This window comes from uncultured Victivallis sp. (genome assembly GCA_944389935.1).
Classification (GTDB): domain Bacteria; phylum Verrucomicrobiota; class Lentisphaeria; order Victivallales; family Victivallaceae; genus Victivallis.
Window position 1 is genome coordinate 103,256 of sequence record CALXOE010000001.1, and the last position, 23,301, is coordinate 126,556.

The 23,301-nt window shown below is 59.8% G+C and carries 18 protein-coding genes and 1 tRNA gene; 8 read left to right on the top strand and 11 right to left on the bottom strand.

Annotation, left to right across the window (positions count from 1 at the left end):
- Position 1 precedes the first annotated feature (1 nt).
- Positions 2-2,041 (bottom strand): family 78 glycoside hydrolase catalytic domain, encoded by a 2,040-nt coding sequence (locus tag Q0J85_RS00465; RefSeq protein WP_294477190.1) that lies wholly within the window; start codon positions 2,039-2,041, stop codon positions 2-4.
- 170 nt (positions 2,042-2,211) lie between these two features.
- Here Q0J85_RS00465 and Q0J85_RS00470 point away from each other — a divergent pair, with 170 nt between their 5' ends.
- Positions 2,212-2,793 (top strand): DNA-3-methyladenine glycosylase I, encoded by a 582-nt coding sequence (locus tag Q0J85_RS00470; protein WP_294477191.1) that lies wholly within the window; start codon positions 2,212-2,214, stop codon positions 2,791-2,793.
- Between the two features lie 60 nt (positions 2,794-2,853).
- Here Q0J85_RS00470 and pgi read toward each other — a convergent pair whose 3' ends face one another.
- The 4 genes from pgi to add all read right to left on the bottom strand — a co-directional run bounded on the left by pgi (position 2,854) and on the right by add (position 7,764).
- Complete coding sequence (gene pgi / locus Q0J85_RS00475; protein WP_294477193.1) at positions 2,854-4,425, bottom strand: hypothetical protein; 1,572 nt, start codon at positions 4,423-4,425, stop codon at positions 2,854-2,856.
- A gap of 31 nt (positions 4,426-4,456) precedes the next feature.
- Positions 4,457-5,773, bottom strand: coding sequence for a hypothetical protein (locus Q0J85_RS00480; RefSeq protein WP_294477194.1), 1,317 nt, complete (start codon positions 5,771-5,773; stop codon positions 4,457-4,459).
- 164 nt (positions 5,774-5,937) lie between these two features.
- Complete coding sequence (rpsD, locus tag Q0J85_RS00485) at positions 5,938-6,540, bottom strand: 30S ribosomal protein S4 (protein WP_294477197.1); 603 nt, start codon at positions 6,538-6,540, stop codon at positions 5,938-5,940.
- 216 nt (positions 6,541-6,756) lie between these two features.
- On the bottom strand, positions 6,757-7,764 hold the full coding sequence (add, locus tag Q0J85_RS00490; protein WP_294477198.1) for an adenosine deaminase: 1,008 nt from the start codon (positions 7,762-7,764) through the stop codon (positions 6,757-6,759).
- 182 nt (positions 7,765-7,946) lie between these two features.
- Between add and Q0J85_RS00495 the strand changes: the two genes are divergently transcribed.
- Entirely contained in the window at positions 7,947-8,864 is a 918-nt protein-coding gene (locus Q0J85_RS00495) for an aldo/keto reductase family oxidoreductase (protein ID WP_294477199.1), read from the top strand.
- A 64-nt stretch (positions 8,865-8,928) separates the two neighbouring features.
- Here Q0J85_RS00495 and Q0J85_RS00500 read toward each other — a convergent pair whose 3' ends face one another.
- From Q0J85_RS00500 to Q0J85_RS00515, 4 genes are all read right to left on the bottom strand, one after another.
- Positions 8,929-9,501: a hypothetical protein gene (locus Q0J85_RS00500; protein WP_294477218.1), complete on the bottom strand. Its 573-nt coding sequence runs from the start codon at positions 9,499-9,501 to the stop codon at positions 8,929-8,931.
- A 131-nt stretch (positions 9,502-9,632) separates the two neighbouring features.
- Positions 9,633-9,706: transfer RNA gene (locus Q0J85_RS00505), tRNA-Cys, on the bottom strand.
- A gap of 128 nt (positions 9,707-9,834) precedes the next feature.
- Positions 9,835-11,517: a solute:sodium symporter family transporter gene (locus tag Q0J85_RS00510; RefSeq protein WP_294477220.1), complete on the bottom strand. Its 1,683-nt coding sequence runs from the start codon at positions 11,515-11,517 to the stop codon at positions 9,835-9,837.
- Between the two features lie 221 nt (positions 11,518-11,738).
- Positions 11,739-12,749: a Gfo/Idh/MocA family oxidoreductase gene (locus Q0J85_RS00515; protein WP_294477222.1), complete on the bottom strand. Its 1,011-nt coding sequence runs from the start codon at positions 12,747-12,749 to the stop codon at positions 11,739-11,741.
- Positions 12,750-12,916: 167 nt separating this feature from the next.
- Here Q0J85_RS00515 and Q0J85_RS00520 point away from each other — a divergent pair, with 167 nt between their 5' ends.
- A complete protein-coding gene (locus Q0J85_RS00520) occupies positions 12,917-14,284 on the top strand; it encodes an MATE family efflux transporter (RefSeq protein WP_294477224.1) in 1,368 nt (455 codons plus the stop codon).
- Between the two features lie 7 nt (positions 14,285-14,291).
- On the opposite strand, the gene Q0J85_RS00525 is transcribed toward Q0J85_RS00520, so the two are convergent.
- Both Q0J85_RS00525 and Q0J85_RS00530 read right to left on the bottom strand, forming a co-directional pair.
- The gene (locus tag Q0J85_RS00525) at positions 14,292-14,675 is read right to left on the bottom strand and encodes a hypothetical protein (protein WP_294477226.1); all 384 of its coding nucleotides are present in this window, start codon (positions 14,673-14,675) and stop codon (positions 14,292-14,294) included.
- Between the two features lie 69 nt (positions 14,676-14,744).
- On the bottom strand, positions 14,745-17,048 hold the full coding sequence (locus Q0J85_RS00530; protein WP_367274567.1) for a sodium-translocating pyrophosphatase: 2,304 nt from the start codon (positions 17,046-17,048) through the stop codon (positions 14,745-14,747).
- 346 nt (positions 17,049-17,394) lie between these two features.
- On the opposite strand from Q0J85_RS00530, the gene lysS reads away from it, so the two are divergent.
- The 5 genes from lysS to Q0J85_RS00555 all read left to right on the top strand — a co-directional run bounded on the left by lysS (position 17,395) and on the right by Q0J85_RS00555 (position 23,208).
- Positions 17,395-18,921, top strand: coding sequence for a lysine--tRNA ligase (lysS, locus tag Q0J85_RS00535; protein WP_294477230.1), 1,527 nt, complete (start codon positions 17,395-17,397; stop codon positions 18,919-18,921).
- A 15-nt stretch (positions 18,922-18,936) separates the two neighbouring features.
- Complete coding sequence (yfcE, locus tag Q0J85_RS00540) at positions 18,937-19,485, top strand: phosphodiesterase (RefSeq protein WP_294477232.1); 549 nt, start codon at positions 18,937-18,939, stop codon at positions 19,483-19,485.
- Positions 19,486-19,601: 116 nt separating this feature from the next.
- A complete protein-coding gene (locus tag Q0J85_RS00545) occupies positions 19,602-21,728 on the top strand; it encodes an MlaA family lipoprotein (protein WP_294477235.1) in 2,127 nt (708 codons plus the stop codon).
- On the top strand, positions 21,725-22,111 hold the full coding sequence (locus tag Q0J85_RS00550; RefSeq protein ID WP_294477236.1) for a hypothetical protein: 387 nt from the start codon (positions 21,725-21,727) through the stop codon (positions 22,109-22,111). The genes Q0J85_RS00545 and Q0J85_RS00550 overlap by 4 nt, the downstream gene beginning before the upstream one ends.
- A gap of 26 nt (positions 22,112-22,137) precedes the next feature.
- A complete protein-coding gene (locus tag Q0J85_RS00555) occupies positions 22,138-23,208 on the top strand; it encodes a hypothetical protein (RefSeq protein WP_294477238.1) in 1,071 nt (356 codons plus the stop codon).
- The last annotated feature ends 93 nt before the right edge of the window (positions 23,209-23,301 follow it).

Genomic DNA, 23,301 nt, shown 5'->3' on the forward strand with positions numbered 1-23,301 from the left:
CTCAACGCCCGGCGGGAAACCGCAGGATGCCGCGGATATCCCAATCCGTGAGGAACAGCGCCCCGAGCGTCAGGGTCAGATGGAACAGCGAAGTGTTCCACTTCAAATCCCTGTACCACCCCTCGAACGTGCGGGTCGCCCCTTCGCCGATCATGCGCAGCCAGGCATCCCGATCGGTCAGGAGATCGTGCACGAGCGCCTCCTCCCCCTCGCGGGTCAGGAAAGCCAGCAGCGGAAACGTCTCGAAGAAGAGACTCTGCGTGAGCCGCTTCTCCCGGATCATCGCGATGGTCTTTTCGACGCCGGCCCGATCCGGAAACAGCTCGTAAAACGCGGCGTAGACGTTGCCCGGCAGGCTGATGTGCGCCGACACGTCGCTGTCGCGGAACAACTGCTCTTCCGGATCGTAAAACGCCTTGATGAACGCCGCTTCCAGCGGGGCGGGGTCCATGCAGGGCTTTTCCCCGATCAGTTCCGCCACCCGGTTCAGGGATTTGATCGCGCCGATGTAGTAGGCGTTGATCACATTGTGCCGCGTATCGCACCGTTTTCCCTCGGTCAGATCGACGTCGTAGCCGTCGCGCACATTCGCTGGCCACTCGACTACACACCACTTGTCGAGATGGTTCAGCAGTCCGTCCGCGTCGGCGTACTCCTCCCGGTAGAAGTCGAGAATGTCGACAAAGGCGGCATACCGTTCGCGAACGTACTCCCGATTTCCCGTGAGACAGCAGTATTCCAGCAGCAGCGTGAACATGATGAGCGGATATTCGGCGATCTCCTGCATGAACGAACATGCCGCGCAGGTCATGAGTCCCCGGTTCACGAACGAGGTGCGCAAAAAGTCGTCGAAAAACTTCTCCATAAGGGTGTAATCGCGCGTGAGCAGACAGTATGCGAGCAAACTGTAACAGCCATCCCCGAGGTAGTATCCTTTCTCGCGCTCCATGCAGTCCTGAATCACCTCCTGTACGCCGTAGTGCAGCGAATCGACGCACAGCTTCCAGACCGCCAGCGATTTCTCATCACTGCGGTTGCAGGCGGCCCGCAGCGTGAACGGATAGTGCCGCGCCAGAAGCCGCAGCGAATCCGGCTCGATCTCACAGCCGGGGGGCGGCAGAAGTTCCACGTAACGGAAGCTCTTGTAATCGAACTGATTGAGTGTGTCATTCCCGCCGGAAAGTCTGAAATACTCCACGTAGCGGCAGTTCGCGCGCAGCTCGTACCGGGCGGAGCCGTCCTTATTGAGCTCCTGTGCGAACCGCATTTCGATCTCGTCGCCGCGCTTTCCGGCTGCGCGGAACGTCAGACTGCCGACGAAGATTCCGCCGAAATCGATGAGATATCCGGTTGCATTTTTCGTCACTCCAACCGGGGCGATCTCCTCGAATTCGAGCTGTTTCGACGGCTGGAGGAAGAGTTGATATTCGGCATGCTTCCGCCGCTTCGCAAACTCCCATGCCGAATCGTCGAATGCCGGCTGCTCGAAGCCGACCTCCGGGGAAGCGGCGTCGTACCGCTCCATGAACTGCGTCTGATATCCCGCCGTCCCTGCGGCGGAGAATCCTGAGTGCACCCGGCAGCGGAAACTCTCGTCCGACGCGACTACCGTCTCGCCGTTGACCAGAAGATCGAGCAGCAGCCCGTGCTGCCGGTCACCGCTGACCCAGACCCGGTTGATGAGCCCCTGATAGTAAGTGTGGACCGCGATCGTATTTTCGCCGGGACGCAGGAATCGGGCGATGTCGATCCGATTGTAAAAGTAGTGGAACGAGTAACCGGCCGCCGGCCCCTGCGCGACGAACGCGCCGTTCACGTAAAGCTTGTAATAGTCGTCGGCGGAGATGCGGATCTCGGCGGAATCGATCCGGTCGAGCGTGAACTTCCTCCGGAACAGGATATGCCGATTCTGCAGTTCGGGATCGATCTCCGGCAGCGACGACCGGTCCAGCTGGCGGTGAAACACATTCTGCACGACAAGGTCGCTGAATTGCGCCGTGGTGATCCAGCTCCCTTTGAAAACCTGCGGTTCCTCTTTCATTGCGGACTCCCTCATTGGTTGGTCATGTCAAATACCGGTCTACTATATCCGTTCGCGGAGCGGATTGCCAGTTTCACCGGAAAATTTCCGGCAAAAAAACGGAGAGACGTTGACTTTCGACGTTTTCCGGGTTATCTTTCCCGGCGGAACGAAATGACGGAGGCGGAATCATGAACTGGAAAGAGGATGCGGACCGGTGCGGCTGGTGCGTCGGCGACCCGCTTTACGAACGGTATCACGACGAAGAGTGGGGGCGCGAAGTCACCGACGACCGCACGATGTTTGAATTTCTGACGCTCGAATCGGCACAGGCGGGACTGAGCTGGATCACGATCCTGCGCCGCCGCGAAAACTATCGGAAAGCATTCGCCAACTTCGACCCGGAGAAAGTAGCGGCGTTTACGGAAGCGGATGTCGAACGGCTGCTTCAGGATCCCGGCATCATCCGCAATCGAGCAAAGATCCGGGCGGCCGTCTCCAATGCGAAGTGCTTCCTCGAAGTGCAGCGGGAATTCGGCAGCTTCTGCGCCTACTTGAAACGCTTTCTGCCAAACGGGAAACCGGTCGTGAATCACTGGAAAACGCTGGCGGAACTCCCCGCCTCGACACCGCTCTCGGACGCGATCAGCAAAGATATGAAACAGCGCGGCTTCCGCTTCTTCGGGACGACGATCTGTTACGCGCATCTGCAGGCGGTCGGCTACGTCAACGACCATCTCGTCCACTGCCGTTGCCGCCGCAGCGCCGAATAAAATGAAAAAACGCGGCGGAGTGGTTTCCCCGCCGCGTTCTGTGTGATCTTTCCTGTCCGATTATTTCACGGTGTAGATCCACTGATTCGATTTCGCGCAGAATTCGCGCGAGACTTTCGGGCAGTTGACCGCGGCCTTGTCGAGCAGTCCGCCGATCTCGACCGCTTCGTCCGGACAGCCGGCCTTTTCGGCGATCTCGATCGCGCTGCCGGTCACTCCGCCGAGTTCAGCGAGTTTCGCATGGAGTTTTTCGCGCAGTGCGAGCACCCCTTTCGCGGCGAGCTTGTAGTTCTGCACGCCGGGCTGGTGGAACGCATTGATGTTGATGAACTCGGCATAGATCGCAACCGCACGCTCGTAGAGTGCGATCAGCATGCCGAGTTCGTACTCAGTCACCTGCGGGACGCGAATCGTGATGACCTGCCGACCCTTGCCGCGCAGCGCGGCCGAGAGCCCCTCGAGGAAGCCGTGCAGATAGGTACCCATGTCGGTCGACTCCGTGATCGGGAGCTTTTCTGCGTCCTTGAGCACCTCGATGAAAGTCGCGAAGAAGTCGTCGCGGCCGTCGTTGAGCTGCTGAATGAATGCGTGCGCATCCGTGCCGCCCTTGTTGCCGAAGACGTTAAGTCCCTGATGCACGACCTTGCCATCGAGATCGAGCTCCTTGCCGAGGCTCTCCATCACGAGCTGCTGCATGTAGCGGGACAGCAGGATCAGCCGGTCGGAATAGGGGACGATCACCATATTCCGGTCGCCCCTGCCCTTGCCCGCGATGTACCACATCGCCGCGAGCATCATGGCGGGATTCTTCAGAGGATCGGCTGTGCGGGTCCACTCGTCCATGCGGCAGGCGCCCTCGAGGAACCGTCCGAACTTCACGCCGGTCAGCGCTGCCGGAACGTGGCCGACGATGCTCGTTTCGCTCGTACGTCCGCCGATCGACTCGGCCATCTCGAAGACCGCGAGCCAGTTGTTGCCGCGCGCATGGCGGTCGAGTTCACTGTCTTTCATCGTGATCGCGGCGGCGTGCTTCGGGAAAGAGAGTTTCTTCGCGGCGTAGAGCGACTCCATCGCGATCATGTTGTTCTTCGTCTCCTGCGTGCCGCCGGACTTGCTGATGACGAGATGCAGCGTCACTTCCGGATCCATCACCTCGACGAGATCGGCGAATTCGGCCGAATCGGTGTTGTCGAGAAAGTAGATCTTCAGATAGCCGTTCCGCTTCGCGTCGCTTTTTTCATTCCAGTAGGGGCCGTTGATCGCGAACTGCATCAACTGCGGACCGAGCGCCGAGCCTCCGATGCCGTTAACCACGACCGCCTCAAATTTTCTGCCGGTTTCGCCTTTGATCCGGCCGGAGCGAACCTCCTCGGCGAACGCCTCGACCGAGGCGAAAAGTTCGCTCGCTGGATACTTCTTGCGATCCGAGAAGTGGGTCACTTTGCGGTGTTCATCGGGGTTCTTGATCTCGCCGGCTTCGATGCGGGCCATTTCGCGGGCGGCGCGCTCGAATTTCGGCTGGAGCGCTTCCAGATCGGATTTCTGGAACTTCATTCCGGCGAAGTCGATGGAGAATTGGCTCGGGGCGTCCACGAGCGTGTATTCGATGTTGCGTTCAATCCATTCGTTCATGTTCAAAACCTCATGTTGGTTGGTTGGGAAATCATCCACGACCCAGATCGTCCAGCCGCTCCTTGAGCAGCCGTTTGATATGCTCCTCCCCGTAGAGGGAGCGCATCAGTTCGATGTTGAATTCGTAGAAAAGCTGTGCATCCGGACGCGTGACCATCGGCCCGGAGGCGAGTTCGACGATCGTGCGCCGTTTGTTGCGGTCATGTTCGTAGCCGGAGAGATAGCGGACGAGGCTGCGCGGCGAGAGCTCCGTGAACTTTTTCTGTCCGAACTCCTCGGTGTAGTCCGCTGCGATCTGCGAGATCAGATTGCGGTGGTAGTGTCTCACGCCGAACGTCGCAAGAAAATCCTCCACCATTTCGCAGCAGCGCAGCTCATCGAAAAGCGGGAACGAGATCCGCCGTCCGCGCGAGAGAATATTCGCCGGGAACTCGTAGTTTGCCGAAAGCACCGGCATGACGTTCTCCGGCAGCGAAAACGCCCCGCCGACGTTCGTGCGGAAGTGAAACCAGTTCGTTTCACGCGGATCGATGTCGTCGAAGAAAAGCACGAACCGGTGATCCGGCCGCGCCGCCAGCGGTTCGACCAGTTCATTCCAGCCGCTCTCGAGCGTCACCGGTTCCGGCAGAATGATGACCAGTTCCGGCTCCGCGTAGGCGTAGGAGAGAATCATGCTGGTCTTGCCGTGACCGGGCAGGCTGTTCACGAGCAGCGGCAGATTGCTCTTCCCCTCCGCGAATTTGCGGAAGTGGTCCAGAAACTGTGCGCGCACGCTCGGAAATCCGAAAAAGCGGTCGAGCGGCTTGATCGAGTCGAATTTCGTCTCAAAGAAACGTCCGTTCCAGTAACGGAACATCCGGGACTGCCGGAAACGGTCCGCCGCGAGGATCACCTTTGCCAGAGATTCCCGCTGCTGCTCGACTTTCCCCGTCGGAACCGGTAGAGCGGCGAAGTAATCGAGCGCATCGGGGAACACCTTTTTCGGTTGTTTCGCGAGTTCGCGCGCCACCGCCGCGATGCCGCTCCACAGATCACGCGCGGCGTCGAGCAGAAACCGGCAGCCGTCGCTCCACTCCCCCGCCTCGAGCTCTTTCGGCAGAATCCGGTTCTCGATGAAAAAATCGAACAACAGCGAAGCCAGCCGGGATTCCAGCGGGATCTCCCCGAATTTCCGGTAGATCAGGTTCGCATACGCAATGCGCTGCTCCGGCGAGAAGAGCGCATTCAGACATTCCGGCAGGGAATCAGCGGCAAATTCCGCCCCGGAGCCGTCTCTCCCCGGCTCTGCAAACAGGAACTCCAGCGCCCAGCGGGCCCGGATCAAACGGTTCTGAACGGTATCGGCCACAGCGCCCCCCGGTTGTTGCAACGGACGAAATTCGATTATTATAATATAATTGTGTTTCGCTCTCTTTTCAATTCCCGGAGAAAAAGAAAACCGTTCCGCCGGAAACCGGACACAAAAAAACCGGCCTCCGCGGGGCCGGCTTTTCCGAACACTCTGCTGATCGATTAACGGGCGTAGTATTCGATGACGCTCATGATCTTCACGCTGACCGGAATCTCTTCCAGCTGCGGCGCGCGGGTCAGAGTCGCCTTGAGGTTCTCGAGATCGACCTCCATGTACGGCGGAATCGTCGCGTTGCCTTTCTTCGCGATCTCGGCGATCGCGGGGGACTTGGCCGCGTCGATGGAGATGGTCTGCCCCTCCTTGAGCTGATAGCTGGAGCGGTCGACCCGCTTGCCGTCGACGAGGATGTGGCCGTGGTTCACGAACTGCTTCGCCGCGAAAATGGTCGGCGCAAATCCCGCGCGGTAGACCATCGCGTCGAGACGCTGCTCAAGGCTGCGGAACAGCTTTTCATGCGCCTGGCCCATACCGGCCTTCGCCTTGGCGTAAGCGATCTGGAGCTGCTTCTCGCTGATCGCGTAATAGTTCTTGAGTTTCTGCTTCTCCATGAGCAGTTCGCCGTAGGTGGAGAGTTTCACCCGGCGGCCCTTGCCGTGCGGACCGGCCGCATACGGACGCTTCACGCTCGGGCAGGTCGCATCTCCCCAGATGCACTGTCCCACGCGACGACAGAATTTGTGTTTCGCTCGACTTGCGGTTGGCATAACCAATCCCTTTCGTTGTGCCCGGCAACAACCATGCCGGAACGTTTTCAATTACGCGGAATCCGGGTGTCAAGCCTGCAATATGAAATTGGGGCCCGGAATCCGACCGGTACAGAAAACTTAAAATATCACAGATTCCCCTCTTCGTCAAGCTCTTTCGACCGGATTTTTCACGAAAAGTCGCAAAAACTTCCGCCGAACGCGATTCCGGAACGGCTACGCCGACGGCAGCACGCGGTTGATCTTCTCCCGCAGAACGGCTTTCCGCGCATCGGGCAGAAACGACGCCTCGACACCGTTCAACGCGAGCTGCCGCAATTCCGCGCCGCTCAAATCGAGCGCGCGATGAACGGCGTCCCAGTTGTCACTGGCGTATCCGAGGAAATAGGCCGGGTCATCGGAGTTGATCGTCACACACACGCCCCGGGAGAGCATCTGTTTCAGGGGATGTCCGGCCAGCTCGTTCACGACGTTGAGCCGGAGGTTTGAAATCGGACACATTGTCAGGGGAATCCTCTTCGCCGCCAGAAGCTGCACAAGCTCCGGGTCGTGAATCGCCGCGTTTCCGTGATCGATCCGGTCGATTCCGAGCGCGACCGCTTCGCGCACGTATGCGGCAGGCCCCTCCTCCCCGGCGTGAACACAAATGCGGAATCCCCGTTCACGGCAGGCGTCGAAATAGCGCTGAAAACGCGACGGCGGATTGCCGTTCTCCGCGCCGCCCATGCCGAATGCGGCGATCCGGTCATACCAGGGGGCGAGTTCGTCGAGCGCGCGCAGCGCCTCCTCCACGGGACGGGTTCGCATGACGGTCCCCATGTAGAATGACGAAATCCGGTCGTGCATCTCATCCATCGCACAGAAAATCGCGCGCATGATCGCCGCCAGCGGCGTCGACTCCCGGCAGAAAAGCTGCGGATTGAAGTAAAATTCCGTGTGCACGACACCGTCGGCGGCCGCCCGTTCCAGATAGGCGCGCGCAAGATCGTAAAAATCCTGTTCCGTCACCAGAACTTCGCACCCTTTGTAGTAGATCGCGAGAAATCCGGCCAGATCCCGGAAGCGGCAGGCTTCCCGCAGCATCGCGGGACTCTTCCACGGCAGCGTAATGTGATTGCGCCCGGCGAGGCGGAACAGCATCTCCGGCTCGAGCGTACCCTCGAGGTGGACATGCAGATCGGTTTTCGGCAGTTTCACAAAATCAAAACGGGACTCCGGACTCATACTCTCCCTCTCTTTTTCCGTATAATATACTCCGGCAGCGGCTCAGCTTCAACCGATCCCTCCCCGGGAAAGGGGGGAATTCGATCCTGCCACTTGCAATCGCCGGACGGGGGAGTATAGTAATCCAAATGACAGAAAACAGATCCGGTGGATTCCTCCACCCTGCAGCAGGAGAAACTCTAGTGAAAACGATCGATCTCGGAAAAAGCGGGCTGACCGTTTCCGCCATCGCCCTCGGATGCATGCGAATTGCGGAGCTTGCCGATGACAAACTCGAAAAATTGATTTTCACGGCGCTCGAAACAGGAATCAACTTTTTCGACCACGCCGATATCTACGGCGGCGGCAACTGCGAAACCCGGTTCGGGAAACTGCTCGCCAAACATCCCGGACTGCGCGGGAAGATCCTGATCCAGAGCAAATGCGGCATCCGGAAAGGATTTTTCGATTTCTCGAAAGAGCATATCCTCTCCTCGGTGGACGGCAGTTTGAAACGACTGCAGACCGATCATCTCGATCTGCTTCTTCTTCATCGCCCCGATACGCTGATGGAGCCGGAGGAGGTCGCGCAGGCATTTGAAACCCTGCACGCTTCGGGCAAAGTCCGTTTTTTCGGTGTGAGCAACGAAAATCCGGCGCAGATGGAACTGCTCCAGAAATTCGTCTCTCAGAAATTGATCGTCAATCAGCTTCAGTTCGGCCCGGCGCACACTTCGCTCGTCGACTGCGGACTCAATGTGAACATCAACACTCCGGCCGGAACGATGTTCGACGGCAGCGTACTCGAGTATTGCCGGCTCCGGGAGATCACGATCCAGACCTGGTCGCCGTTTCTGTTCGGCTTTTTCGAGGGGAACTTTCTGGTGGACGAGCGCTACACGGAACTGAACCGGACGCTCGGCAGAATCGGGGAGCGATACGGCATCTCCCGCGAAGCGGCCGCCGTCGCATGGATTGCGCGCCATCCGGCCCGGATTCAGACCATCATCGGGACGACCCGTCCCGAGCGCGTCGCCAATTACTGCCGAGGCGCCGATGTGGAGCTCTCCCGCGAAGAGTGGTATGAAATCTACCGTTCCGCCGGCAACCGCCTGCCGTAAAATGCGGCGTCAAACCAATCATCGCAAGAGCCCCGGGGACTCCGGGGCTCTTTTCTCCTCGCGATTATGCGCGGAAAATTCCCTGGACTTTGCGGAAGAGAGAGCGGATTCCGGAGTTGACGTATGCGCCTAAGAGATACTTTCTCTGCTGTTCGTCACTGAATTTCGTGCAGAAACAGCAATACAGAACGGCAAAATACCCGGTGAATCCGAAATAGAAAATGGAGTACAACAGCAGATCCGGAGCATTCAGGATCACGCTGCGAATCCAGACGATGAGTCCGAACACCGCAGCGGTCGAAAAGCATAGAAGCCATATCCAGGTGAAATCCAGAAACGGGATGATCTTTCCCGCAGGGCAACCGTTCCGCTGCAAAGTTTCGGCCAGTGCTTTTCTGGAAAAGACGAACAATCCCGGAAAATATACGCCCGTGTTCCCCGCCAGCACAACCAAAGCGACAAAAGCCGGAAACACCAGATTCAGCCAGGGAGCGGAATTCTCCCCGCCACCGCCGGGCGTCATATTTCCGACAATACCGCGCGCGAGAATCTCTTCCGGAAACCTCAGACCGCTCACAACTCCCTGCAGAACGAAAACCAGCAGAATCACCAGTTTCACAATCATTATCTTTCTCACGTTCCTGCTCCCAGTTAAGGTTGCCGCAGTCTCATGTGCGCGGGTTGGGAATTATCATACTCCGCCGTCCCGGAATTTGCAAGCGGAATAAGGGAAGATCTGTCCGGAGTCTCTTTCGCGGGCAAAAAAAATGGAGGCGTGGACCGGAATCGAACCGGTCTAAGCGATTTTGCAGACCGCTGCCTAACCTCTTGGCTACCACGCCTCGTGATGAGGGTATACTATAATCGAACTTTCCGGAAAAGCAAATCGTTTTCCCGTTTTTTTTCAAAATAATGAGAAAATCTCCTCCTCCCCGCCCGATTTGTCCGGAGAAAAGGAGATTTTTCCGAGTTACTGGAGCGGAACCACCGCCTCCGCCGACTCCGGTGTCGCCACAACATCCACGCTTTCATTCAAAACCGAGAAGTCCGCGAAACACGCATAAATCAGCACCACCAGCACCAGAAGCGCGATTCCGCACGGAACCACGTACTTCCAGGGATGCAGATCCACTTCGCCGGAATCCACGTGCACCCACGGCGTCGGACGCGGAAACGCATACGCGAAGAACAGCATGATCGCCACAAGCAGCACAAACACCACCCCGAAGAAGTGCCACTGGCCGCTGAATATCCGCGTCACCTGATCAGGGAACGCCAAAACTCCGAGCGCAATGATGACCACTCCGCCCACCAGCGCGATCTTCGCCGCAATCGCCGGAGTCCGTTTGCTCAGCAACCCCACGATCACCACCGCACAGATCGGAATGTTGTAGATGCCGTTCATCGTCTGAAGATAGGTGAAGATGCTGTCCTGACCCGCCAGCAGCGGCGCGACCACCATCGAGATCACCGCGATCAGACAGCCGAAGTATTTGCCCGAACGCACGACTTCGATCTCCGAAGCCTGCGGCTTCCAGAGCCGCTTGTAGATTCCGAGACTGAACAGCGTGCAGGTACTGTTCAACGCCGAATTGTAACTCGAGAGAATCGCACCGACCAGCACCGCGGCGAAAAATCCCGTCAGCCACCACGGCAGCACCTCACGGACCAGCGTTCCATACGCGAGAACCGACTTCACATCCTGTCCGCGCTGCACCACGAACACATAATACGCGATGATCCCCGGCAAAACCAGGTAGATCGGGCCGAGCAATTTCAAGAGCGCAGTCAGCAGCACCCCTTTCTGCCCCTCGGCAAGGTTGCTCGCCGCCAGCGTCCGCTGAATGATCTGCTGATTCGTACACCAGTAGAAGATGTTGATGATGAGCACGCCGGTGAAGATGTTCCAGAACGGAACCGGATCACTGGGTCCGCCGATGGAGTTCAGACGATCCGGAATCTCCGTGGAGAGCGTCTTGAGGCCGCCGAGGAATCCCGCGTCACCGCCGATCAGTTTGAGCCCGAGGAACGTGATGAGGAATCCGCCCACCAGCAGCCCGATCCCGTTGAGCATATCCGAAAAAGCCGTCGACCGCAAACCGCCCAGCAGCGCGTAACCCGAACCGATGAGACCGATCATCCAGACCGAAAGCCACAGCAGCGTCGTCTCATTCTGAATCCCCGTCAACTCCGGCAGATTCAGAATACTCGCCATCCCCTGCGCGCCCGTGTAGAGAATGATCGGCAGCAGAATCGTCATGTAGGCGATGAGAAAGATCAGATTGCAGATGATCTGCGTTGTACTGTCGAACCGGATTTCAAGCAGCTGCGGCACCGTCGCGATTCCGCTCTTTAAAAAGCGCGGCAGAAAAAAGAGCGCCATCGCCACAAGTGCGACCACCGCCACCACCTCCCACACCATGACCGAGAGCCCCGCGGTAAACGCATCGCCGTTCAACCCCACCATCTGTTCGGTAGAGAGGTTCGTCAGCAGCAGAGATCCGGCGATCACGGGAAACGTCAGCGAACGCCCGGCCAGAAAGTAGCCTTTCTGTGTTTTGAGATCCTCCCCGCGGGTCGCCAGCCAGGTCAGTACGGCGACCAGGCCGGTGAAGAAAACAAATGAAATCAATGTGAACCAGATAGCCTGCATAAAACCATCCTTTCCTGACTGCGGGCGACCGGACGTCACGAAATCCACAGTGCCGTCCGGCGTCCCCTGATTAAGCTTCGCTGCTGTTTCGCAAAGCAGGGGTGTTGCACGGCTGTATCGGGCAACCGGCAGCCTTGTTCCCATGCTTATGCCGTGAAGTGGAATATATCATGAATTTCCAATAATTTCAATCGCCGTTTCGAGGGAAACGCCGGAAAAACTTACGCCCGGGAACGCTCTTCCCACGCCTCGTCAGCGGGGAAGCGGATTCCGGTCAGACGGCGCGCCTCGTCCATCACTTCGAGTTCGAGCAGCGAAAAACGATTGTGCGGATTTTCCCCGTTCCCCTCCCGGATCAGCCTGCACCACTCGCGGAGTTCGTAAACCATGTTGTTGTTCGACTCTTCCGGGCGGGAGTAGACGCTCTCGGCGGTGCCGTCGTTGCGGATGATCGTCACCTCGCGCGGATTCGCGATCTCGCGGATGATCATGCTGCCGGATTCCCCCTGGATCTGGCTCGGAATCCGGCTGTTCGTGATCTTCGAGTAGAGCAGTTCGGATTGCATGCCGCACTTCCAGCTCCCGAGGATCGTTCCGGCGCCGTCCACGCCGTTGTCGAGAAAAACCGCGTCGGCGACAATGCGGTCCGGCCGCCCGAAGAGTTTCACAAGCGGATGCACGCAGTAAACCCCGATATCCATGAGCGATCCGTTGGAAAGCGCCGGATTGAACGCATTCTCGACGATCCCGGCCTTGAACTTGTCGTAGCGGGAGGAGTACTGGCAATACTGGAAACTCGCGCGACGGATCTTCCCGAGTTTCGGCAGATTCTCCTCGATCGCACGGAAACCGGGGTCGAAAACCGAACGCATCGCTTCAAGCAGAATCACCCGGTTCTCCGCCGCAATCTCCAGCAGCCGCGCCAGTTCATGACGGTTCGAGGTGATCGTCTTTTCGCACAGAACATGCTTGCCGTGCGCAAGCATCCGCGCGGCCTGCCCGAAGTGCATGCAGTTCGGACTCGCGATGTAGACCGCGTCGATGCCGGGATCTTCCGCAAGCGCGTCGAGATCCGTGTGAATCGCCTCCGCCCCGTAACGGGAGGCGAACTCCCGCGCTTTTTCCGCGCTCCTCGAATAGACCGCCGCGTAGTGCAGTTCCGGGCAGCTCCGGGCGGCTTCCAGCATCCAGCCGGTCACGAAATTCGTGCCGATCGTCGCAAAACGTATCATGAAAGAGTCCTCTCCTTATTTCCGTTGTTCCATTAAAGATATTCCGGTTTCCAGAGAAAGTCAACTTGACGCGGCCGGGCCGGCGCTGTATTTTAAAAACACGCCGACGCGAACGAACGCCGGGCGCATATCTGCAATCAGAACCGGATGGAACAGGATTCCTTGTCATGTCGACGTTTTTCATGCGGGACCGCCGCTTTTACTTTGTTTTCTTCTCGATGACTGCGACGATTGCGCTGCAGAGTGCGATCGTTTTCGCCGTGAACCTCGCCGACGCGATCATGCTGTCGCGCTACTCGGAGACCGCGCTCTCCGGAGTGGCGCTGCTCAACCAGGTGCAGTTTCTGCTGCAGATGCTGGTCTTCGGCGTCGCGGAGGGGGCGCTTATTTTCTCCTCCCGCAGCTGGGGAGAGGGGAAGATCGAGCCGATCCGCGAAGTCACGAACATCGCGCTCCGGTTCGGAGTCGGTCTCGCGCTGCTGCTTTCGCTGCTGGTGCTTCTGATTCCCGAAATGCTCCTCGGACTGCTGACCTCCGACCGGGAAATCATCGCCGAGGGGGCGAAATATGCGCGGATCATCGGATTCTCATACCCGGTCTTCGCGATTTCGCAGATTTTGATGATCATGCTCCGGAGTGTGGAGACGGTCCGGATCAGTTTTTATCTCTCGATCGTGACTTTCGTCACGAATGTGATGCTGAACTATCTGCTGATCTTCGGCAACGGCGGCTTCCCGGAACTCGGCTGCGCGGGAGCGGCAATCGCCACATTGTGCGCCCGACTGCTCGAACTCGGCCTGATCGCGGCTTACGTTCGTCTCATCGACCGCAAGGTGGAGCTGCGGCTGCCCCACGTCCTGTGCAAACTGAATCGCCGGATGCTGCGCGATTATATCCGGGTCGGCTCGCCGGTCTTCGTTTCCGGCGCATTCTGGGGGATCGCCATGGCGATCCAGACCGGAATCCTCGGTCACATGGGCAGCAGTGCGATCGCGGCGAACTCGGTGGCGACCACGGTTTTTCAGATCGTCACGGTCTTCGTCATGGCCTCGGCCAGCGCCGCCGCAGTCATGACCGGCAAAAACATCGGCGAGGGTAGACTCGACCTCGTCAAACCTTATACGCGGACGTTTCAGCTGCTCTTTCTGCTGATCGGCAGCTGCAGTGGCGCGGCGCTCTTTCTGCTCAAGGATCCGATTCTGCTGCTCTTTTCGGAACTCTCTCCCGAATCGGCGCAGCTCTCGCTCGATTTCATGACGGTGCTTTCGGTCACGACAGTCGGCACGGCTTATCAGATGCCCGCCCTCGTCGGCATCGTCCGCGCCGGAGGGGAAACCGATTTCGTCCTGAAAAACGATCTCATCTTCATGTGGCTGATCGTGCTGCCGTCGTCGGCGCTGGCGGCATTCGTCTTCCACTGCTCGCCGCTGATCGTCTTTGTCTGCCTGAAATCGGATCAGGTGCTCAAGTGCGCGGTCGCAGCGGTCAAACTGAACCGCTACACCTGGATCCGGAAAATCTCCGGGAATTTGTAGCCGGGCCTCACAACAGATCCCGCAGCCCGCCGCCGAACACCTGATCGGAAATTTTGTCCGACCGTTCGCGGTTCTCGCGCCGAATCGATTCCACTTCGCTCTCGGCGGGATTCCGTCGTTTCGAGGCGGCCTCGGTCTCCTCCAGCACGGCCCGCTCCTCCGGCGTCAGAGAGCTGCTCACATAGAGCGTATCAGATTTCTTTGAACCGGAAAAGAGCGACGGAAACACATCGTCGCCCGAATCACCGGAACGCATCCGTTCCACACGCCGCTGTTTCGCGCGTTCGCGCTTCTGCTGCGTGACGGCGGGGTCCTCATCGAACATCGCGCGAAACGCCGAACAGCCGCCACAAAGCATCACGACGAGCGCGAGCAGCAGTAATTTTCTCATTTCTCAGCCTCTCTTCTGCAGAAAAGAAAAAGCGCCGTGGTTGACGCGGCGCTTTTCCGGAAAACGGAATTATTTCAGAATTCCGCTGATTCCAAGCCACCCCTGGATCACCGGGGAGAACTTGATGATGACCGGCGCGAAAACGATGCAGACCATGCTCATGAGCTTGATGAGAATGTTCAGAGCCGGACCGCTCGTATCCTTGCACGGGTCGCCGACGGTGTCGCCGATGACGGCGGCGCCGTGAGTCGGGTTCTTGCTGCCATCGGGCAGCTTCTTGCCGCCGTAGGCGCCGTTCTCGATGTACTTCTTCGCGTTGTCCCACGCACCGCCGGCGTTGTTGAGCATCGTCGCGAGGACGAAGCCGGTCGCAAGTCCGCCCGCAAGCAGACCCATCACGCCCGGAATGCCGAGCACGAGTCCGGTCACCACCGGAATCGCGATCGCGAGCAGCGAGGGGAGCACCATCTCACGCTGCGCGCCGGCGGTGGAGATCGCCACGCACTTCGCATAATCCGGAGTCGCCTTGCCCTCCATGATGCCGGGGATCTCCCGGAACTGACGGCGCACCTCTTCGACCATCGAACCGGCCGCGCGGCCGACCGCTTTCATCGTCATCGCGCAGAAGAGGAATGCGACCATGCCGCCGATGAAGAGTCCGCCGATCAGCAGCGGATTCATGATCGTGAGCTGATACTTGTCGACAAAACTCAGGAGCGACATCTTGCTCGCTTCGGCCACGTCGATTCCGGTGCCGAGACCGGAGTCGAATTTGCCGATCCAGATTTTCGCCTCTTCGATGAAACTCGCGAGCAGCGCGAGCGCGGTCAGCGCCGCCGAACCGATCGCAAACCCCTTGCCGGTCGCGGCGGTCGTGTTGCCGAGCGAATCGAGCGCATCGGTGCGCTGGCGGACTTCCGGCGGGAGTCCGGCCATTTCGGCGTTGCCGCCGGCATTGTCGGCGATCGGGCCGTAAGCGTCGGTCGCCAGCGTGATTCCGAGGGTCGAGAGCATACCGACCGCAGCGAAACCGACACCGTAAAGTCCCTGGGCAAACGCGCCCTGCTCATCCGCAAAACCGCCCGCAAAGCCGAACGCGCAGAGAATTCCGAGCACGATCGTCACCACCGGGAGTCCGGCCGAATACATGCCGGTCGCCAGACCGTCGATGATCGTGGTCGCCGGTCCCATCTGCGCCTGGAACGCGATGCCGCGGGTCGGCTTGTACTCCGCGCTCGTGTAATATTCGGTCGCCTGACCGATGATGACGCCCGCGACGAGGCCGGAGACCACCGCTCCGAAGACGCCCCAGGTGATGAAGTCGAGGAAAATCAGGAACAGCAGCGCAATCAGCACGAAGATCGAACTGCCGAGCGTTCCGGTCAGCAGACTGCGCAGCAGCTGCCGCTGCGAAGCCCCCTCCTTGCAGCGCACGAGCCCGATTCCGAGAATCGAAAGGATCGTGCCGAATCCCGCGACGATCATCGGAGAGAGAACCAGCTTCGTCGCCTGTTCCGCATCGAAACTCACGCTCTGGGCGGCGACGGCCGCGCCGAGCGCCGCGGTCGCGAGGATCGAGCCGCAGTAGGATTCGTAGAGGTCCGCGCCCATGCCCGCGACGTCGCCGACATTGTCGCCGACGTTGTCCGCGATGGTGGCCGGGTTGCGCGGATCGTCCTCGGGGATGCCGGCTTCGACCTTGCCGACGAGGTCGGCGCCGACGTCAGCCGCCTTGGTGTAGATGCCGCCGCCGACACGAGCGAAGAGCGCCTGGGTCGACGCGCCCATGCCGAACGTCAGCATGGTCGTCGTGATGTGGACGAGCTTTTCAGACTGGGTGCACCCCTGCACGACGAGATCGAGCCCGAAGAGCGAGAAGCCGTTCGCCATGTGCGCGGAGGTGTAGACAAGTTTATCGAGGATCAGATACCAGAGACAGATGTCGATGAGGCCGAACCCGACCACGACCATGCCCATGACCGCGCCCGAACGGAACGCGACCTGGAGTCCGCGGTTCAATCCCTCGCTCGCGGCCTGCGCCGTGCGGTTCGAGGCGCGCGTCGCGGTCTTCATACCGATGTAGCCGCAGAGTCCGGAGAAGAAGCCGCCGGACAGAAACGCCACCGGCACGAACGGATTCTGAATCCCGAAGATCGCGAGAATCCCGAAAATGACAAAGAGAATGATGAAAACAATGCCGACCACCTTGTACTGGCGCCAGAGATAGGCCATCGCCCCCTGGCGAACATAGCCTGCGATCTCTTTCATCCGGTCGGTTCCCTCGCTGGCAGCGATCATCTTCTTGTAGAAGATCCGTGCCATCAAAATGGCGAGAATCGCCGCGAACGGCGCCGACCACCAGACTGCGGGCATACCCCACGCCATCGGGATCGAACCGTCTGTTGCGGGAGGAAGCTCCTCGACCGCACCGGCGGTGACCGCTCCCAGAGCCAGGAGCAGACACGAGAGTGACATTTTTTTCATCCGTACCACCTTTTGTTATGTGTTCCCGCCGGACCGCAACCGGACCGGCGCTCCGATACTTTCCGCATTTCCGCATGGAGAAATGGAGGAAAGTCAAACGGTTTTTCCGTTTTCCGAAAAAACCATACTCGAACTAAAATAGTTTCATTTTTTTGAATTGCAAGATAAGAGGAATGGTGTTACATTAATTTTATTGCAAAATATCCCGAAAAAAACGATGGAGCGACAATCTGAAATGAGCGAAGAGAATCTGAACACCCCGGCGGAAACCGCCGGTTCCGAACAGGAGATGAACATTTTAATGCAGCAGCGCGTGGCGAAAGTCAAGGAACTCCGGGAAGCCGGAATCGATCCGTTCGGCCATGCGTTCCCCGGCGCGGAACCGATCAGCAGCGTGCGCGAAAAGGGTGCACCGGCCGCCGAGGGGGAATTCGGCCCGGAAGTGACCGTCGCCGGACGGCTCATGGCCAAGCGCGGCATGGGCAAATCGATCTTTGCGGACATCAAGGACAGCACGGGCCGGATTCAGCTCTTCGTCGGCAAGAGCGAAATCGGCGATGAGGCGTTCGCACTCTTCCGCAAACTCGATATCGGCGACATCATCGGCGTACACGGGCCGACTTTCACGACCCGCATGGGAGAACTCACGATCCGCGTGAAAGAGTGCACGCTGCTCTCGAAATCGCTGCGGCCGCTGCCGGAAAAATACCACGGGCTGCAGGATGTCGAGCAGCGCTATCGTCAGCGTTATCTCGACCTCATCATGAACGACGAGAGTTTCCGGGTGCTGAAACTGCGCAGCCGGATTCTCGCGGAGATCCGCAACTTCATGAACAGCCGCGGCTTCATGGAGGTCGAGACCCCGATGCTCCAGCCGATCGCGGGCGGGGCCTCGGCCAATCCGTTCAAGACCTATTACGAGGCGCTCTCCTCGGATATGTACATGCGCATCGCACCGGAACTCTACCTCAAGCGGCTGCTGGTCGGCGGGTTCGAGAAAGTCTACGAACTGAACCGCAACTTCCGCAACGAGGGCATGGACCGCCGCCACAATCCGGAGTTCACGATGATGGAGGTCTATCAGGCCTACGGCGACTGCCGCACGATGATGGAGCTCATCGAGTCTCTCGTCACAACCGTCGCGATGAAGACGGTCGGAACGCTGAAGATCGACCACGGCAACGGCAAGGTGATCGACCTCACGCTGCCGTGGCGGCGCGCGACCTACAACGAACTCTGCGAGGAAAAGGGCGGCGCCGACTGGTTCAAGATCACGCCGGAAGAGCGCGTCGCGCGCGGTCGCGAAATGGGGCTCGACATTCCGGACGGCATGTCCGACCTCGAAGTGACGAACGAACTTTATGAAAAGATGGTCGAGCCGACGCTGATCCAGCCGACTTTCGTCTGCCGGCTGCCGGTCGAACTCCTGCCGCTCGCGAAAGGGTGTCCGGACGATCCGAACTACGTCGACGTTTTCGAGCTCGGGATCAACGGCGTCGAAGTGGCTCCCGCCTACAGCGAACTGAACGACCCGATCCTGCAGCGCAAGCGGTTCATGGAGCAGTTTGAGAAGAACAAGCAGCCGGGGGACAAGCTCTCGGACAAGGTCGATGAGGATTTCCTCACCGCGCTCGAGTACGGCATGCCTCCGGCGGGCGGCATGGGGATCGGCATCGACCGTCTGGTCATGATCCTGACCGGCGCCGAAACGATCCGCGACGTGCTGCTCTTCCCGCAGATGCGTCTCAAAAAACAGCAGTAACCGGGGGAATCCGCGGTGAAGATTCTCTTCTTCTCGGATGTGCACGGTTCGCCCGACAGCGTCGAACAGCTCGTGCGCCGGATCGACGCTCATGCGCCGGATCACCTCGTGCTGCTCGGAGACGTGCTCTATCACGGTCCCCGCAACCCGCTGCGGCCGGACTACGCGCCGCCGCGGGTCGTCGAACAGTTGAATCGTTTCAAAAGACGGATCACCGCCGTGCGCGGCAACTGTGACAGTGAAGTCGATCAGATGCTGCTGGAGTTCCCGATTCTCTCGGAATACGCGACGCTGCTCGAGGGGGGCCGCCGCTTCTTCCTCACGCACGGCCACCACTGGAATCCGGGGAATCCGCCGCCGCTGGAGCGGGGCTCCGTCCTCGCCTGCGGGCACACGCACATTCCGGAACTGAAAACGCTCGAAAACGGGCTCATCTCGTTCAATCCCGGCTCGACCTCGCTGCCGAAAGGGGGATTCGATCCGAGTTACGGCTTCTATGCGGACGGGAAGCTGCAGGTTCTCTCCCTGGAAAGCGGAGAGGAGATCTTCTCCATGCAGCTGTGATCCCGCCCGCTCCGCGAAAGCAGCGGGGAACGTGAAAAGTCCCCGTTGCATTTGCGGGAATGCGCGCTATATTAGTTTGCGATAACCACTGGAAACGCAAAAGGATGTGCAGGGGAATGAAATTGCTCTCGATGCGCCTGATCGCTCCGCTCGCGGCGCTGCTCATCGCCGCGGGATGCGCCACCGGGCCGAAGCCGCCGGCGGCGCCGTGGACGCCGAGCGAACTGGTCTTTGAACTCTCCGGGCGCGACCCGATCGAGGGGTTCAACCGTTCGATGTTCGCGGTGACGGATTTCGGGATGAACTACGTGGTCGATCCGCTCGGACGGGTCTACACATCGATCCTGCCGCGCCCCGCGATTGAGAAGTTCAACAATCTCTGCGTGAATCTCGAATTCCCGACCCGCGCGTTCAGCTGCCTGCTCCGCGCCGAATTCAAGGGGTCGTGGGACGAGCTCTGCCGTTTTCTCATCAACACGACGATCGGCATCGCGGGTCTCTTCGACCCGGCGGGGGCGTGGTTCGAGATCTACTCGACCGAATCGGATTTCGGTCAGACTTTCGCGGCGTGGGGAATCGGACCGGGCTGTACGCTCATCCTGCCGTTCATGTCGACGCTGAACGTGCGCGACGGCATCGCGAGCCTGTTCGACATGGCGTTCGACATCAAGACATACATCCCCTATGCCGGATATGCGACGGCACTGAACCGCATGGTCGTGGCGCACCGCGTCTATGAGAAAACCGTCAAGGGCAGCCAGGATAAATACCGGACATTCCATGAAATGGCGCTCCTGCGCCGTCATCTGCTCCTGAAGATGTTCTTCTATCGCGCGCAGAATGCGGCGGCGGAGGCGCGTGCGGCCGGGGTCGAACCGGAACTGCCCCCTGACGTGCCTCCGGCAATCAAGCCGAGAGAGTATCGCGCACTGTGGCGGACGATCCCCGGTTACCGGCCGCAGAGTCCGGTGCTCGACTCCATGCGCGTGGCGATGTTCCAGGCGCAGAACAACGATGATCCGTGGTATTTCCGGCTCTCGGTCTTCAACAGCGACTTCGAGAAGAAGTGCGATGAACGCGAAATCCGCCTCGCCGGAGAGGGGTCCCCGGAGCTGGAATACGGATTCTGGGAGGCGGAACTGCCCGAGGGGGCGCCGGAGCCGAAAGGGCAATTCGTCGCCGATCTCGACGGCCGCCGCCCGGACAAACTGCTGATTCTGCTGCCGGGGATCGGGGGAAATTACTTCGGGGGAACGGCGCTCGCGCTCGCGGAACTGTTCCATCGCAACGGCTGGGCGGTCGCGGCGCTCGACAGCACGTTCACCTGGCAGTTCTACGAAGCGACCGGCGGCAGGCTGCCGGGCTTCCTGCCGCGCGACGGGGAAAACGTCCGCCGCGCGATCGAGCTCGTGCTCAATGATTTGAAAGAAGCCGGGCTCTTCGATCCGGCCTCGACGCGGGTCGCACTCATGGGCTACTCGTTCGGCGCGATGCACACGCTGAAAGTCGCACAGCTCGAGGCGCGTTCCGGCGAACGGCTCGGAATCGACCGCTATGTCGCGATCAATCCGCCGGTCGACCTGCGTTACGCGATGAAACAGGCCGACAGACTCGCCGGAACCGGCGCGGAGTGGGACGCGCAGAAAGCGGCCGAAACCGTGCTCGGCATCGCGGGGAAAGCGATGGGCGCGCTGACGCAGTCCTATCCCCCCTGCGACCCGGAGAATCCGGGGGAGAAACCGGTCAATTACACGATTCCGCTCACGCAGGAGGAGGCGGATTACATCGCGGCATTGTATTTCAAGATGTCGATGCGCGGTGTGCTGCTTTCGGCGCACCGCGACCGCGGGCTTGCCGGGCTTTCGACGCCCTACAGCTGGAGCGGCCGCGCCGCGCTTTACCGTGAAGTCGACAAACTCGGCTTCGAGGATTACGCCGAGAAAATCATCGGTCCCGACCTCGCTCCGCTGACGCTCGAGGAGCTCTATGCGGCCTCGACGCTGCGGAACTTCGCACCGGCGCTGGAGAAAAATCAGAAAGTGCGAGTCGTGCACAACTACGACGATTTTCTGCTCTCCGACGATGACCGGGAGTTTCTCGACCGGACGTTCGGCAGCCGGCTGACCTGGTTCGACCACGGCGGCCACCTCGGAAATCTCTATGTAACAAGCGTTCAGGAGACGCTGCTCGAGATGGCGACCGCTCCCGAACCGGAACCCCTCATTGAAAAGGCACAGAAATGAAGAATCGCATTCTCCACTCCGGAACTTTGCTGCTGCTTCTCCTCTGCGGCTGCGCGCCGACCATCACCGTGAACGACGTAACTTACGAGGCACTCACACAGGAGGAGGAACAGCACCTTGTCACCACCGCCCGGGCGCTGCTTGTGAAACCGGGCAAGATGGTCTCGCGCGATGAGATCCGGATCGTGCAGAAAACCGAGCCGAAACTCGAAATCACCTACTCGGGCGACCGCTCCGGTACGGCGGAAGTGAGCTGGCAGGCCCCGGAGAAGATCATCACGGTTCTCTTTGAGGGTGAGTTCATGAGTCCGACCGTCTCCGTCTCGGTTTCCACTGAAAAGCGGCAGCCGGAAATTCTGAAATTCACCGATCCGGTTCCATGAGCCCGCGCAACGGAATCAGAGCCGCGGTGTCGGTGGCGACGGTCCTGCTGCTTGCGGCCGGCTGTGCGTTTCCGGGCGGGACGCCGCTGTCCGCGGTCTCCACGCAGCCGACCGCAGAGAATGCAAAGTCCGCTCCGTTCGGGCTGAGGGAAGCGCTCGACGCCTCGCTCGCCGGACTGCTCGAGCCGGAGACGGTCGATTCCCTGCGCCGGATTGCGGCGGAGCATGTGCACAACAACATTCTGCTGCGGCTGCCGGGAATTCAGGCGGAATACCGCTCCGCATCACCGCCGCCGGAGGAAACCGGTCTTGCGCTCCTCGACGGAGCGATCGCCTACAATCACGTCCTGTCGGCACCGCCGGGATCGGATCTGGCGGATGAACACCGTCCGCGTGTCCGGGAAAAGATCGAACTCGCCGGAGCCGGCTGCTGGGCCAGGCTCGCCGCAGTGCGGGAGAAGATCGAACTCTCGGGCGGGATCGGCACACCGGAACTGCGTCAACAGGAGGCGGAGCTGCTGCTCGAGCTCCGAATCGCCACCGGGTTCGACGATGAACGGCTTCTGACATTCGACTTCTCGACGCTGCCGATGCCGCGGAAGCTCGACACCCCTCTGGCCGAACTGCAGAAAAAGGCGGTTCTGACGCGCAGCGAGACCGCGCCGCTGTCGATTTCCGACGCATTCCCGAAACAGATCCGGGATCTTTACGGGGATGATCCGGCGGCGGTTCCGCTGCTGGCTGAAGCGCTCTACCGGCTGCCGCGAAAACTTGCGGAAGTGCAGCTCGCCGCGCCGACCCGGGATCTGCGCGAACTTGCGGCGCTCGGTTCCGCAGCCGGAATCGTCTGCGAAGTCGAACTCTGCTGCAACCAGCTCCGGAATGCGTGGGAGCAGTACGAAGCCGCGCGCCTCCGGAATGACGATACCCCGGAATCCCGGGCCGCCCTCGCGGAAGCGCTGCTGCAGTGGCGGCTCGCGCATTTCCGGCTCCGGGCCGCGATGGGCACCGGAAACGCCGCGGGCGGAGACCTTCCTCCCCGCCCCGTCGACGAGAAAGTCCGACGAGAGCTGTGGACACTGCTGAAGAAAAATTGAGGCGAAAACCCGCTTTTTCCTCTCTTTTTCGTCCCGACCATTGGGAAAACGGCGGCCGGGGGATTATATTATAGAGGATCCGCCGTTTTGCTC

What these genes read in the sequence shown, in the direction of transcription:
- Q0J85_RS00465 (WP_294477190.1), bottom strand. Translation starts at nt 2,041, where the DNA reads ATGAAAGAGGAACCGCAGGTTTTCAAAGGGAGCTGGATCACCACGGCG.
- Q0J85_RS00470 (WP_294477191.1), top strand. Translation starts at nt 2,212, where the DNA reads ATGAACTGGAAAGAGGATGCGGACCGGTGCGGCTGGTGCGTCGGCGAC.
- pgi (WP_294477193.1), bottom strand. Translation starts at nt 4,425, where the DNA reads ATGAACGAATGGATTGAACGCAACATCGAATACACGCTCGTGGACGCC.
- rpsD (WP_294477197.1), bottom strand. Translation starts at nt 6,540, where the DNA reads ATGCCAACCGCAAGTCGAGCGAAACACAAATTCTGTCGTCGCGTGGGA.
- add (WP_294477198.1), bottom strand. Translation starts at nt 7,764, where the DNA reads ATGAGTCCGGAGTCCCGTTTTGATTTTGTGAAACTGCCGAAAACCGAT.
- Q0J85_RS00510 (WP_294477220.1), bottom strand. Translation starts at nt 11,517, where the DNA reads ATGCAGGCTATCTGGTTCACATTGATTTCATTTGTTTTCTTCACCGGC.
- Q0J85_RS00515 (WP_294477222.1), bottom strand. Translation starts at nt 12,749, where the DNA reads ATGATACGTTTTGCGACGATCGGCACGAATTTCGTGACCGGCTGGATG.
- Q0J85_RS00520 (WP_294477224.1), top strand. Translation starts at nt 12,917, where the DNA reads ATGTCGACGTTTTTCATGCGGGACCGCCGCTTTTACTTTGTTTTCTTC.
- Q0J85_RS00525 (WP_294477226.1), bottom strand. Translation starts at nt 14,675, where the DNA reads ATGAGAAAATTACTGCTGCTCGCGCTCGTCGTGATGCTTTGTGGCGGC.
- Q0J85_RS00530 (WP_367274567.1), bottom strand. Translation starts at nt 17,048, where the DNA reads ATGCCCGCAGTCTGGTGGTCGGCGCCGTTCGCGGCGATTCTCGCCATT.
- lysS (WP_294477230.1), top strand. Translation starts at nt 17,395, where the DNA reads ATGAGCGAAGAGAATCTGAACACCCCGGCGGAAACCGCCGGTTCCGAA.
- Q0J85_RS00545 (WP_294477235.1), top strand. Translation starts at nt 19,602, where the DNA reads ATGAAATTGCTCTCGATGCGCCTGATCGCTCCGCTCGCGGCGCTGCTC.
- Q0J85_RS00550 (WP_294477236.1), top strand. Translation starts at nt 21,725, where the DNA reads ATGAAGAATCGCATTCTCCACTCCGGAACTTTGCTGCTGCTTCTCCTC.